The organism is Phytopseudomonas argentinensis (assembly GCF_900113905.1).
GTDB lineage: Bacteria > Pseudomonadota > Gammaproteobacteria > Pseudomonadales > Pseudomonadaceae > Aquipseudomonas > Aquipseudomonas argentinensis.
Window position 1 is genome coordinate 1105334 of record NZ_FORC01000001.1, and the last position, 12922, is coordinate 1118255.

The 12922-nt window shown below is 63.1% G+C and carries 14 protein-coding genes; 4 read left to right on the forward strand and 10 right to left on the reverse strand.

Features of this window, described 5'->3' with window-relative positions:
* Positions 1-157: 157 nt before the first annotated feature.
* A complete protein-coding gene (locus BM154_RS05005; protein WP_074881263.1) occupies positions 158-937 on the reverse strand; it encodes a class I SAM-dependent methyltransferase in 780 nt (259 codons plus the stop codon).
* 110 nt (positions 938-1047) lie between these two features.
* Here BM154_RS05005 and BM154_RS05010 point away from each other — a divergent pair, with 110 nt between their 5' ends.
* On the forward strand, positions 1048-1461 hold the full coding sequence (locus BM154_RS05010; protein WP_074881264.1) for a hypothetical protein: 414 nt from the start codon (positions 1048-1050) through the stop codon (positions 1459-1461).
* A 12-nt stretch (positions 1462-1473) separates the two neighbouring features.
* Here the strand turns inward: BM154_RS05010 and BM154_RS05015 are convergent, their stop codons facing one another.
* From BM154_RS05015 to BM154_RS05040, 6 genes are all read right to left on the reverse strand, one after another.
* On the reverse strand, positions 1474-2163 hold the full coding sequence (locus BM154_RS05015) for an extensin-like domain-containing protein (RefSeq protein ID WP_074881265.1): 690 nt from the start codon (positions 2161-2163) through the stop codon (positions 1474-1476).
* Between the two features lies 1 nt (position 2164).
* Positions 2165-2995: an isocitrate lyase/PEP mutase family protein gene (locus BM154_RS05020; protein WP_074881266.1), complete on the reverse strand. Its 831-nt coding sequence runs from the start codon at positions 2993-2995 to the stop codon at positions 2165-2167.
* Between the two features lie 89 nt (positions 2996-3084).
* Positions 3085-3306, reverse strand: coding sequence for a hypothetical protein (locus BM154_RS05025; RefSeq protein ID WP_074881267.1), 222 nt, complete (start codon positions 3304-3306; stop codon positions 3085-3087).
* Between the two features lie 246 nt (positions 3307-3552).
* Positions 3553-5193 carry a chaperonin GroEL gene (groL, locus tag BM154_RS05030; RefSeq protein ID WP_074881268.1) on the reverse strand — a complete coding sequence of 547 codons (1641 nt, stop codon included), beginning with the start codon at positions 5191-5193 and terminating at the stop codon, positions 3553-3555.
* Positions 5194-5241: 48 nt separating this feature from the next.
* Positions 5242-5535, reverse strand: coding sequence for a co-chaperone GroES (locus tag BM154_RS05035; RefSeq protein ID WP_042554944.1), 294 nt, complete (start codon positions 5533-5535; stop codon positions 5242-5244).
* Positions 5536-5806: 271 nt separating this feature from the next.
* A complete protein-coding gene (locus BM154_RS05040; RefSeq protein ID WP_074881269.1) occupies positions 5807-6265 on the reverse strand; it encodes an FxsA family protein in 459 nt (152 codons plus the stop codon).
* A 318-nt stretch (positions 6266-6583) separates the two neighbouring features.
* On the opposite strand from BM154_RS05040, the gene BM154_RS05045 reads away from it, so the two are divergent.
* Positions 6584-7342, forward strand: coding sequence for an SDR family oxidoreductase (locus tag BM154_RS05045; RefSeq protein ID WP_074881270.1), 759 nt, complete (start codon positions 6584-6586; stop codon positions 7340-7342).
* An 822-nt stretch (positions 7343-8164) separates the two neighbouring features.
* Here BM154_RS05045 and BM154_RS05050 read toward each other — a convergent pair.
* Entirely contained in the window at positions 8165-9169 is a 1005-nt protein-coding gene (locus BM154_RS05050; RefSeq protein WP_074881271.1) for a DUF481 domain-containing protein, read from the reverse strand.
* A 248-nt stretch (positions 9170-9417) separates the two neighbouring features.
* Between BM154_RS05050 and BM154_RS05055 the strand changes: the two genes are divergently transcribed.
* Together BM154_RS05055 and BM154_RS05060 are read left to right on the forward strand one after the other, a co-directional pair.
* On the forward strand, positions 9418-9786 hold the full coding sequence (locus BM154_RS05055; protein WP_074881272.1) for an MGMT family protein: 369 nt from the start codon (positions 9418-9420) through the stop codon (positions 9784-9786).
* Positions 9787-9886: 100 nt separating this feature from the next.
* Positions 9887-11431: an AmpG family muropeptide MFS transporter gene (locus tag BM154_RS05060; RefSeq protein WP_074881273.1), complete on the forward strand. Its 1545-nt coding sequence runs from the start codon at positions 9887-9889 to the stop codon at positions 11429-11431.
* Positions 11432-11481: 50 nt separating this feature from the next.
* On the opposite strand, the gene BM154_RS05065 is transcribed toward BM154_RS05060, so the two are convergent.
* A complete protein-coding gene (locus BM154_RS05065; protein WP_074881274.1) occupies positions 11482-12318 on the reverse strand; it encodes a mechanosensitive ion channel family protein in 837 nt (278 codons plus the stop codon).
* Between the two features lie 115 nt (positions 12319-12433).
* On the reverse strand, positions 12434-12913 hold the full coding sequence (locus tag BM154_RS05070; protein ID WP_074881275.1) for a YajQ family cyclic di-GMP-binding protein: 480 nt from the start codon (positions 12911-12913) through the stop codon (positions 12434-12436).
* Positions 12914-12922: the final 9 nt, after the last annotated feature.

Here is a 12922-nt window from a genome sequence, read left to right on the forward strand (position 1 = left end):
AAGGCAGAAGCGGTCGTCGCTGGCTCATTGTGGGCGCGGGCCATGCCCGCGAAAAATCACGGGCATGGCCCGTTCCCACGGGATAGGGGGGAATGACCGCTTCCGTCAACTTTGCAGGCAAAGCGCTAAAGCAGAGCCGAACGATCGTGAACAGGCGCTAAGGCGTGAGCTTCTTCAGCGGGTAGATATCGTAACGGCTGGACTTGCCCTCCAGGGCATAGCCCGGCTTGGCGCCGTCGATGATCGGAGCCTTGCGCGGGCGCTTGACCACCACGCGATGGCTGGCAAGCCGGAGAGCGGCTTGGAGCAGTGCAGGGGCATCCAGGTCATCACCGACGAAGGGGCGGAACAGGCGCATCTCCTTCTTAACCAGGGCGCTCTTGTCGCGATGGGGAAACATCGGGTCGAGGTAGATCACTTGCGGCGCCTCGCCCTGCCAAACACCCATCAGCTCGATGGCGTTGCCCTGCAGCAGGCGCATACGCGCGACGATGCTCGCCACCTCTGCGTCGCTGGACGCCCGCTGCAGGCCGTCTTCGAGCAGTGCCCCGATCAGCGGCTGACGCTCGATCAGGTCTACCTGGCAGCCCAGGCTGGCCAACACGAAGGCATCGCGGCCCAGCCCGGCGGTGGCATCCAGCACCCGCGGGCGAATGCCCTGGGCGATGCCGACCGCCTTGGCGATCATCTGCCCGGCGCCGCCGCCGAACTGACGACGGTGCGCCACCGCACCTTCGACGAAATCCACCCGCACCGGGCCTGGCGCCTGGGGGCCCAGTTCGACCAGTTGCAAACCGCTCTCTCCCAGCTGCAGCGCATAGCCGGCTTCGCCTTCCAACGGCAGGCCAAGGCGCTGCGCCCACTGCTGTGCGCCGGCTTGCAGATGCGCCGCCAGGGCCTCCATGCGAATGCGCACGTCGGGCTGTATTTCAGTCATTGCGAATCGTCCATCGATTAGGCGGCAGGATTTGATCGGCCGTTGGCTCAACTCGGGCCGGCAACAGCCGATACCCCGGAAAGCGATAGTTTGCCAGAGCCAGCCGCCTGATGTTCGAGGTCATCTCCCATATTCCCGGTGACACCCGGGTAGCCGCCCAGAAAGCCGGTACGCCATCGAGCGCCAGCGTGGCGCTGTACGACCAGATTCTGCGCAGCGTGTTGCGCGAGATGGAAAGCGCCCTGGCAGCACCCGCAGCACCGGATCCGACCTCCCCCGCAGACGAAGCGCCCATGCACGGCATGCGCACCCTGGAAGACGTGATGATGCAGCGCCAGTTCGTCTGCACGCTGAACGATATCGATGCCGCCCTGCCCCTCGAAGAGCTGGCACTGCAGCAGCAACTGCTGGCGCCCCGCGGTGCAGCCGAGAACGCGGCGAGCAACCCGTTGCTGCAGGAGTCGCTGGCGCCTTGGGAATTGCTGATGGGCCGCTTGGCGCTGCAACAGCGCCTGGCTCGATAAACCCAGGGCAGCTCAGCGGCACATACGAAAGCCGCCCATATCCAGATGAAAGTGATCGCGGTGCGCCGCGTTGTAATCCGGCCCCAGGGTGGTGTTGAAGCTGGAACAGGCCGCCTCTTTTACCTGGCGCAGAAACAGCGACTTGTCATCCTCGCCCGGCCAGTCGCGCAGCACGCTGATGCGCCGGCCGTCGGCCAGGCGAAAGCCGACGATATCCAGGGCATTGGCCGTGGCGTGCTGGCTGCGCCGTTGACTGCCGGCAATGGTGCGGCAGGCGAAGCTACCGACATGGTCGACCTGCACCACCCGCTGGCCGAAACGCTGTTCGGCCGCCGGTTGCAGGCCATGGCGTTCGAACAGGGCAAAGGCCGCGGCCACCGGGCAGGTGGCGATAAAGCTGCTGCTCAGGCGCACCTCGCTGCCCTGCACCCGCACCGTGTTGGTCAGCGGGCAGTCGGCGGCGGGCCTGCTGTCGGGCAGCGCAACGTAGCGCAGCGCCGAGGTGTCGAGCACCGTGCGGCATAACTCGCCATCACCCTGCAAACGGCGCAGCTTGTAGGCAGTCAGCCAGTTGGGCGTATCGCGCAGGTCGAGCGGTGCCCAGGGGTTCCAGCGCGGTGGCACGTCGATCCACTGGCGATACAGCGCCAGCGGGCCGCCGACCACCACGAAGATCAACAGCGCGATCAGGAACTGCCGCACGCTAGCCCTTGAACAGGTCGTTGATGGTATCGAACGGCGGCGCCTGCCGGGCGCCGCTCAGGTCGCCGCGTTCGGCCAGCCCGGTGGCCGCCTGCAGGAAGGCGCCATAGGCGGCGCGGGCCAGGTTGGAACCCAGGCTCACGCGCTTGACGCCCAGCTGCGCCAGCTCGTCCAGCGACAGCCTCAGACTCGGCGAGCCGACCAGCACGTTGACCGGCTTGGGCGCCACGGCCTCGACCACCGCCCGGATCTGCTCACGGGTGGTCAGCCCAGGCGCGTAGAGCACGTCCGCGCCGGCTTCGGCGTAAGCCACCAGGCGGCGAATGGTGTCGTCCAGGTCGGCGCGGCCATGCAGGAAGTTTTCCGCACGGGCCGTAAAGGTAAAGGGGATATCCAGCGCCCGAGCGGCCGCTACCGAAGCGCGAATGCGCGCTACCGCAAGCTCAAAGGGATAGATAGGCGCGTCCGCGTGGCCAGTGGCATCTTCGATGGAGCCGCCGACCAGGCCGATCTGCGCCGCCAGCCGTACGGTCGCGGCGCAATCCTCGGGGGTATTGCCGTAGCCATTTTCCAGATCGGCGACCACCGGCAACGCCGTCGCTTCGACGATTGCCCTGGCGTTGGCCAGTGCCTCGTCACGACTTACCGCGCCTTCGGCATCGCGCCGGCCCAAGGAAAAGGCCAGCCCGGCGCTGGTGGTGGCCAGGGCCTGGAAGCCGAGCGCCGCGAGCATCTTCGCCGACCCGGCATCCCAGGGGTTCGGCAGAACCAGCAATTCACTCTGCTGGTGTAAGGATCGAAGGCGTTCGCCACGCTCACGGTAAATGGACATCTGCTGCTTCCCCTGCGTCGAATGTTCGCTCAGGGTATCGGAGTCCGCAGCAAAGGTAGAAATTCACTGTTCCAGCAGGCAGCAACCGGTCAGCGAAAGCCCTGAGACAGGCCCATTACCAGCAGCAACAGGTTCTGGTTGGCCTGCGCCGAAACAGGCGCCTCGCCGCGCTTGAGTTCGGGACTCAGGCAGTAGCTGCGGCCATTGCTGCTGATCACGCCGGGACTTGGCTCGTACCAGGAGGCGGCCGCCAGTGCCGAGACGCTGAGCGCCGCGACAAGAAACAAACCTCTGATTACCCCTAAGCTCATGATCGCAACCTCTTGATAGTGCTGCTAACGCGTTCGCTAACACTAGATCACGATCACTGCAGACTGATTACGACAAGACGAACGGTCAAAACGCTTTGCGACCATAGCTGTCTCGCTGGCCGCGCTTTCGCGTCGCACACCCGTCGACTAGAGGCCCGCAGAACATTCGTCCGTGGATAAACCAGCGGCAAAAAAAACCCCGCGCCAGGGCGCGGGGTTCTTGGTACAGCTCAGGTGCCGGGTGGCTTACATCATGCCGCCCATGCCACCCATGCCGCCCATGTCCGGCATGGCCGGAGCAGCCTTGTCTTCCGGCAGCTCTGCAACGATCGCCTCGGTGGTGATCAGCAGGCCAGCGATGGAAGCGGCAGCTTGCAGGGCGCTACGGGTCACTTTGGCCGGGTCGATGATGCCGAACTCGATCAGGTCGCCGTACTCGCCATTGGCAGCGTTGTAACCGTAGTTACCGGTACCTTGCTTGACCTTGTCGAGAACCACGGACGCCTCGTCACCAGCGTTGCTGACGATCTGACGCAGCGGCGCTTCGATGGCACGGCGCAGGATGTTGATACCGGCGTCCTGTTCCAGGTTGATGCCTTTGAGACCGTCCAGAGCGGACTGGGCGCGCACCAGGGCAACACCACCGCCAGGTACCACGCCTTCTTCGACGGCTGCGCGGGTTGCGTGCAGGGCGTCTTCAACGCGGGCTTTCTTCTCTTTCATCTCGACTTCGGTGGCAGCGCCAACCTTGATCACCGCAACACCGCCAGCCAGTTTGGCCAGACGCTCCTGCAGCTTCTCCTTGTCGTAGTCCGAAGAGGTGTCTTCGACCTGCTTGCGGATCTGCGCAACGCGGGACTCGATGTCCACTTGCTGGCCAGCGCCGTCGATGATGGTGGTGTTTTCCTTGTTCAGGACCACACGCTTGGCTTGACCCAGGTGCTCCATAGTGGTGCTTTCCAGGCTCAGGCCGATCTCTTCGGAGATGACGGTACCACCAGTCAGCACGGCGATATCCTGCAGCATGGCCTTGCGGCGATCACCGAAGCCCGGCGCCTTGACAGCAGCGACCTTGACGATACCGCGCATGTTGTTGACGACCAGAGTGGCCAGGGCTTCGCCCTCGACGTCTTCGGCAACGATCAGCAGCGGACGGCCAGCCTTGGCAACGGCTTCCAGAACCGGCAGCAGTTCGCGGATGTTGCTGATCTTCTTGTCGACCAGCAGCAGCAGCGGGCTGTCCAGCTCGGCCACCATGGTGTCCGGCTTGTTGATGAAGTACGGCGACAGGTAGCCGCGGTCGAACTGCATGCCCTCTACGACGGACAGTTCGTTTTCCAGGCCCGAGCCTTCTTCAACGGTGATAACGCCTTCTTTACCGACTTTTTCCATGGCTTCGGCAATGATGTTGCCGATGGACTCGTCGGAGTTGGCGGAGATGGTGCCAACCTGGGCAATGGCCTTGCTGTCGGTGCACGGCTTGGACAGGTTCTTCAGCTCGGCGACGATGGCAGCGGTGGCCTTGTCGATGCCGCGCTTCAGGTCCATCGGGTTCAGGCCGGCAGCGACCGACTTCAGACCTTCGGTGACGATGGCTTGAGCCAGAACGGTAGCGGTGGTGGTGCCGTCACCGGCAGCGTCGTTGGCCTTGGAAGCAACGTCTTTCACCAGTTGGGCGCCGATGTTTTCGATCTTGTCCTTGAGCTCGATCTCTTTGGCGACGGAAACGCCGTCCTTGGTGATCAGCGGCGCGCCGAAGCTGCGCTCCAGAACCACGTTACGGCCTTTCGGGCCGAGGGTGGCCTTGACGGCGTCGGCCAGAACGTTGACACCAGTCAGCAGTTTCTTGCGAGCGGCGTCGCCGAATTTTACGTCTTTAGCTGCCATGTTATTTGGTCCTCAATTCTTGACGATTAAACGGAAATTCGCGGGCAATCAGGCTTCGACGACGGCGAGGATTTCGTTCTCGCTCATAACCAGCAGGTCTTCGCCGTCAACCTTGACGGTGTTGCTGCCCGAATATGGGCCGAATACCACCTTGTCACCGACCTTGACGGCCAGGGCACGGACTTCACCGCTGTCCAGAACACGGCCAGTACCCACGGCAACGATTTCGCCCTGATTCGGCTTTTCAGCAGCCGAGCCCGGCAGCACGATACCGCCAGCGGTTTTGGTTTCTTCTTCGCTGCGACGGATCACGACGCGGTCATGCAAAGGACGAAGCTTCATTGTCGATCTCTCCCAATAGTTGTTGACATCAACCGGTGCTCTCACCGGCAGGATCATGGCGCTGCGCATTACACGTAACGCCGAAATTTGTTTCAGCGCGCAAACGCTGAAAAACCTTGCGGTGACCGCTACATAAGGTCGTCTAACCGCAATTCAAGGGCGGGGCAGGAAAATTTTTTACGCCCACCGCGCGACAAACCCTTCCGTCAGAAACGCACAACCCCGGCCAGACGGGACTGACCGGGGTCGTGGCGCTAGGGCGCTAGGGCGCTCAGTCGCGACGTTCGTATTCGCCTTCGAGCACGTTCGGCTTGGTCGAACCGGGCTGGCCATTGCGCGCCGCCAGGTCATCGGCGAAGGCCCGTTGCCGCGCTGCCTGCTCGGCGGCGCGCTGGCGCACGCGCTCGACCAACCAACGGCGGGTGAACGGCAACAGGCAGAGGATGCCGATGGCATCGCTGATAAAGCCCGGCAGCAACAGCAGGCCACCGCCGACCGCCATCATCAGCCCCTGCAGCACTTCCTGATCCGGCATTTCGCCACGCGCCAGCCGCTCGCGGGCGCGCCAGGCGGTGGTGATACCGGCGATGCGCAGCATCAGGCCACCGAAGATCGAGGTGAGGATCACCAGGCCGATGGTCGGCAGCACGCCGATGGCGCTGCCCACCGAGATCAGCACGGCCAACTCGAGGATCGGGAACAGCAGGAACAACAACATGAAAATGCGCATCGCGGTTTCCTTGACGGAAGAACACCTTCCAGTAGGAGAGAAATATGGGGTGTTGCGCTTAATTCAAGCTGAAGCTTGGACTTCGCCCACGCCGGGCACGTTCCGCAGCAGACGCCACGCGGCTTTCAAGAACGGCACAAGGCTGTTACAGGATATTGGAAAAGCGCCTGCGCCACCCGAGCAACGGGCCACAGCGTGCTGGTGCGCAGCCCTGGTCGCACTCTATGCTGCTGCCTGTACGCAACCGACCGCCTGACGAACCGGCATCACTACAGGCGGGCGGCCTATCCCGTTCGACTCTCAAGCAAGGGAACTGGCATGCAACTCCACGATAAAGTCATCATCATCACCGGTGGTGGCCAAGGCCTTGGTCGGGCCATGGCCGAATACCTCGCCGAGCGCCGGGTGCGCCTGGCACTGGTCGACCTGAATCAGGAAAAGCTCGATGAAACCGCTGCCGCCTGCCGCGCACTGGGCGTGCAGGCACGCACCTACCTGTGCAACGTGGCCAACGAGGAGCAGGTGACCCAGACCATCACGCAGATCGCCGAGGATTTCGGCTCGATCAACGGCCTGGTCAATAACGCCGGCATCCTGCGCGACGGCCTGACCATCAAGGTCAAAGACGGCGAAATGAGCAAGATGAGCCTGGCCCAGTGGCAGTCGGTGATCGACGTCAACCTGACCGGGGTGTTCCTGTGCACTCGCGAGGTGGCGGCGAAGATGATCGAGCTGCAGAACACCGGCGCAATCATCAATATTTCCTCGGTTTCCCGGGCCGGCAATGTCGGCCAGGCCAACTACTCGGCCGCCAAGGCTGCGGTGGCCGCCGACACCGTGGTCTGGGCCCGCGAGCTGGCGCGTTACGGCATCCGCGTGGCCGGCGTGGCCCCCGGCTTCATCGAGACCGAGATGGTCGCCAGCATGAAGCCCGAGGCGCTGCAGCGGATGGCCGAGGTGATTCCGCTCAAGCGCCTAGGCAAACCTGAGGAGATCGCCCACGCCATCGCCTTCCTGCTGGAGAACGAGTACTTCACCGGGCGCATTCTCGAACTCGACGGCGGCGTGCGCCTGTAGCACGCCGGCGATAAAAAGACTCTTCGCATTTTCGCGGGGAGGATAGGCTTGACGCCGGACTGGCAAGTTTGTGTGCGTATCACTTACTGGCTTGGCACTCTCCATTACCGCGTCTACTGACCCTTTGTGTTGCGCCCCTTACGGGCGCCACACCTTTCTTGCTTGCCCAAGAAAGGTGTGCCAAAGAAGGGCACCCCGACATCCGGGTTTCGCTGCGCGAAACTCCCCTCGCTCCGGCGCCGCTCCGGGGGCCGGCTTACATGGGCCGTCCCTGGCCCATTAAGCCTCTCGCCGCATCCATGCGGCTCGCTCCCCTACGCAACACCTCCACTCGGCCTCCTGACGGGACCGGAGCGCGAGCTTGCAAGATTTCCACGGGCTCAAGCTCAGCGGCGTCTGTTTTTGCTTTGCTCTCGAGTTGCGATCGAACAGGCGACGCCCAAGTCCCCTTCAGGAGGCCGAGTGGAATCGCCGCGTAAGGGGTTGAGCGACATGGATGTCGCGAGAGCTGCGATGGGCCAGGGATGGCCCTTCGCAGCGGGCCCCTGGAGTGGTGATGGAGCGAGGGAACCTCGGCGCAGCCGGGGCCGTATGTAGGGGTGTGTTTCTTTGCTTACTTTCTTTGCACAAGCAAAGAAAGTGAGTCGCCCGTAAGGGGCGAAACCCATCCGGCCAGGCAGCGCGCTAATGGAAGGTGCCGAGTTATCGACGGCTCACACAAACTTGCCAGTCCGGTGTCAATCCACACTCTCCCCAAACCATGCGGCCATAAAAAAGCCCCGCACGCAGGCGGGGCTCATTTCAGCGTTGCAATAACCCGGGTTACCAACCCACCCCAAAACCTATGGTGTAGCGGGTTTCATCCTTGTCGCCTTCCGAACCACTGACTTGGTCCTTGGAAGCCTTCATGTTCAACGAAGCCCAGTCGGTGACCTTGTAGCGCAGGCCCACTTCGGCATCCAGCGCGTAGTCGGCGGCGCTGGCCAGCGGCTTGCCCAGCTCACCGGTGCTGAACAGCTCGAAGGTCTTGCCGATCAGGTAACGGTTGTAGTCCCAGCGCATACTGATGGCATAAAAGTTGTCTTTCTCACCGTTGGCGTACTGGTAATCGGATCGGTTGAGCAGGCCGGCCACCGAAAATGCACCCAGCTCGTTATCCCAGAACTGGTAACCCGGACCGGTACCGATGGTGCGCTGACGCTCGAGGTCTTCGATCTTGTCGCGCTTGTACTCCAGGCGCCCCTGCCAGAACCATTGCTCATCCAGAAAGCGGTCCAGCGCGTATTCGGTGCCCCAGTTGTCGGTGCTGACCACGTCGTTGCGCAGTTCACGGTTGTAGTCGACCGTCGCATTGTGACGCCACTTGCCATGCCGGGCCTGGGTCTTGAGGTCGACATCGTAGTCATCGGTGTCGCTCTCGGCGCGCTTGTAATCCATCGCCACGTCGACGTTGCCCTTCCACATGAAGTCTTCGACAAAGGGCTTGGGCTTCATGATCTGCTTGATGCTGGCCAGTTCGACGGTCTTCGGCGCATCGCCATTGGCCAGAATCACCTTGCCGGCTTCGGCGGCCTGCAGTGACTTGGCGCGCTCACCGGTAATGTCGTTCTCCTTGACCAGCAGCTCGCGATCACTGTCGAGGGTGGCGATCTTTTTCCAGTCCAGCGGAATGGAACCACCGTAATCGGTTTCCAGCAGAAGCTTGCCACCGTCGAGAACCTTGATGGTTCCGGTCAGGCGGTCGCCGTTCTTCATCCACACGGTATCGGCCATCAACGGCGTGGCTGCCACGCTGAGGCCCAGGCACAACAAGGTACGAGTAAACATAAGCGGACGCTATCGCTCCGGTTCGCAGGAAATCGGGCATTATCCGCATACCCAATATTTGAGCAAGAAATGACCGACGGAAATGCTTCTAGTTCATCGAGGCCCTAGCAGGCCGTTGCAAAACGTCGGCGAGGCCTGGGCGGGGGCGCCTAGCCCGGGGCTCGCACGCGAGGTTGTTTTTAACGACGCGCCGGCAACGTAGATAATGTTTTAGCGGCCTGCTAACCGCGCGGAGCCAGGAGCCTGCCATGCCAACACGACAATCCGATTACAGCGCCCCGCTGGCCGAAGTTGACCAGCAGGCTCGCCGTGACGCGCTGTACCTGGCGCTGGCCCAGGTGCCGCCCGGCAAGGTGGTCACCTATGGCGAGCTGGCCGCACTGGCGGGCCTGGGCCGCGCCGCGCGTTGGGTGGGTCGCACCCTCGGCCAGCTACCCGATGGCACCGCCCTGCCCTGGCATCGCGTGGTCGCCTCCGGCGGCCGCTTGAGCCTGGCGGCCGACTCGCCGAGCGGGGTTGAACAACGTGCCCGATTGCGCGTCGAAGGGGTGCTATCCCACAATGGTCGGGTGGATATCCGACGTCACGGCTGGCGGCCCCTGGAGCACGAGGCATGAGACTCGACGCGCCTGGCGCAACCGGCTTGCACTGACCCGACCCTAGCCCCTAGAGTGCGCCACTTGTTCATGCTTTCTCCCTCCAGGCCGACCCCCTTCAATGCATCGTAAAAGCTGGCGCGACGCGATCGCCGCCTACTCCAGCCCCTCGACACTGGTTCTTCTGGTGCTTGGGTTCGCCGCCGGCCTGCCCTACATGTTGGTGTTCTCGACCCTGTCGGTGTGGCTGCGCGAAGCCGGCGTGGCGCGGGAAACCATCGGTTTCGCCAGCCTGATCGGCCTGGCCTACGCCTTCAAGTGGGTGTGGTCGCCGCTGCTCGATCAATGGCGCCTGCCGCTGCTGGGCAAGCTCGGCAGGCGGCGCTCCTGGCTGGTGCTGTCGCAGATCCTGATCGCCATCGGCCTGGCCGGCATGGCGTTGTGCGACCCGCACACCCACCTGACCTGGCTGATCGCCCTGGCCGTGCTGGTGGCCTTTGCCTCGGCCACCCAGGATATCGCCGTCGACGCCTACCGCCTGGAGATCGTCGACGACACCCGTCAGGCCGCCCTCGCCGCCAGCTACATGGCCGGCTACCGGGTTGCCGCGCTGCTGGCCACCGCCGGTGCGCTGTACGTCGCCGAGGGGCTGGGGTCGACCACTCTGCTCTACCAGCACGCCGCCTGGGCCGGCACCTATCTGTTGTTCGCGCTGCTGATGCTGCCGGGCCTGTTGACCAGCCTGTGGATGAAAGAGCCGGCGGTGTCCATGAAGACCCAGCTGGCCGCCGCCAAGTATGGCTTCAGTCACCAGATCGCTTCGGTGCTGGTGCTGATCGTCCTGCTGGTGTCGGTACCGGCTATGTTCACCCAGCTTTACAACACCGACTTCCCCAGCCTGGTGACCGGCGAGGCCACCCTGCTGGATCTGCTGCTCGAGGACCGTGCCTTTCTGCGCGCCATCCTCTACACCATCCTCACCACACTGTGCCTGTCATCCATGGGCCGCCGCGGCCTGGCGCCGGTGCTCACGCCGGTCAACGACTTCATCCTGCGCTATCGCTGGCAGGCGCTGCTGTTGCTCGGGCTGATCGCCACCTACCGCATGTCCGACACGGTGATGGGCGTGATGGCCAACGTGTTCTACATTGATCAGGGCTTCACCAAGGATCAGATCGCCAGCGTCAGCAAGCTGTTCGGGCTGATCATGACCCTGGTCGGTGCCGGCGCCGGCGGCCTGTTGATCGTGCGCTTCGGCATCATGCCGATCCTGTTCATCGGCGGTGCAGCCTCGGCGGCCACCAACCTGCTGTTCATGGCGCTCGCCGGCATGGGCGCCAACCTGCAGATGCTGATCTTCACCATTTCGGCGGACAACTTCAGCTCCGGCCTGGCCACGGCAGCCTTCGTGGCCTACCTGTCGAGCCTCACCAATCTGAAGTTCTCGGCCACCCAGTACGCCTTGCTCAGCTCCATCATGCTGCTGCTGCCGCGCCTGATCGGTGGCTATTCCGGCGTGCTGGTGGAGAAGTTCGGCTATGCGGACTTCTTCCTGATCACCGCCCTGATGGGGGTACCGACCCTGCTGCTGATCCTGTTGCAGTGGCATCGCCAGGGCAACCGGGCCGCTGCGCTACCCGTCGACGAGCCGCCGAAACAGGAATGATGCCCATGAAAAAGCCGACTCACGTCGGCTTTTTCATGGCTTGCGAAGGCTCAGCCCGCCTTGCCCTGCTGCACCATCTGCACCATGCGCGGCGGCTGCGCCAGCTCCACGCCGACGGCACGCAGGCGATCACGCACGTTTTCGTTGAGCATGAAGATCACCGGCCAGTAATCGCCGGCGGCCGTCCACATGCGCAGCGACAGGTTGATCGAGGTTTCAGCCAGGTTGGCCACCACCACCACCGGGGCCGGCTCCTGATGCACGCGGGCGTCCTTGGAGAGTTCCAGCAGGACCTCGCGGGCCTTGGCCAGATCGGCGTCGTAATCGAGCTTCACGTCGTACAGCACCTGGCGGGTGTTCTGTCGCGAATGGTTGGTGATGATGCCGTTGGACAGCGTGCCGTTGGGCACGATCACCACCTTGTTGTCGCCGGTGCGCAGCACGGTGTGGAAGATCTGGATGTAGTCCACCGAGCCGGAAACGCCCTGGGCCTCGATGAAGTCTCCCGCCTTGAACGGGCGGAACAGCATGATCAGCACGCCGCCGGCGAAGTTCGCCAGGCTGCCCTGCAACGCCAGGCCGATGGCCAGGCCGGCCGCACCGATTACCGCGATAAACGAGGTGGTTTCCACGCCGATCATGGATGCCACGCTGATGATCAGCAGCACCTTGAGCACGATGCTCGCCAGGCTGCCGATAAAGCTGCTCAGCGCACGGTCGACCCTGCGACCATCCATCAGCGCACTGACCTTGCTGGTCAGCTTGCTGATCAGCCACCAGCCAATCAGCAGGGTGACGATGGCCAGGGCCAGCTTGCCGCTGTACTGCAGCAATACCGGGATCCAGGCCTGCGACATGACGACCAGTTGGTCGATGCTCATATCCATCAGGTATTCCTTCTAGCAATTCAAACGAAAACGCCATGGCGGGCCATGGCGTTTGCACGGGCGGTTACAAATTGCGACGCCGGGGTTTCCCTGGGGTTCAATAAACCCCGCTGCATCAGTCGCGGAAGTTGTTGTACTGCAGGGGCATGCCGAAATCCTTGCCACGCAGTGAGGCGATGCACTCCTGCAGGTCGTCGCGCTTCTTGCCAGTGACCCGCACCTGCTCGCCCTGGATGGCGGCCTGCACCTTGAGCTTGGCGTCCTTGATATGGGCGACAATCTTCTTGGCCAGCTCCTTGTCGATACCTTCGCGGAACTCGACCTCCTGCTTGACCACCTTGCCGGAAGCGTAGGGGTCCTTGGTCTCCATGCACTGACTGTCGATCTTGCGCTTGATCAGGCAACCCCGAATGATGTCGAGCATCTGCTCGAGCATGAAATCCGCTTCGGCGGTCAGCGTCACCGCCTTGTCCTTGGTTTCGAAACTGCACTTGCCGCGCAGGTCGAAACGCCGTTCCAGCTCCTTGCCGGCGTTATCCAGGGCATTGGTGAGTTCGTGTTTGTCCAGCTCCGACACCACGTCGAACGAGGGCATGCAATTGCT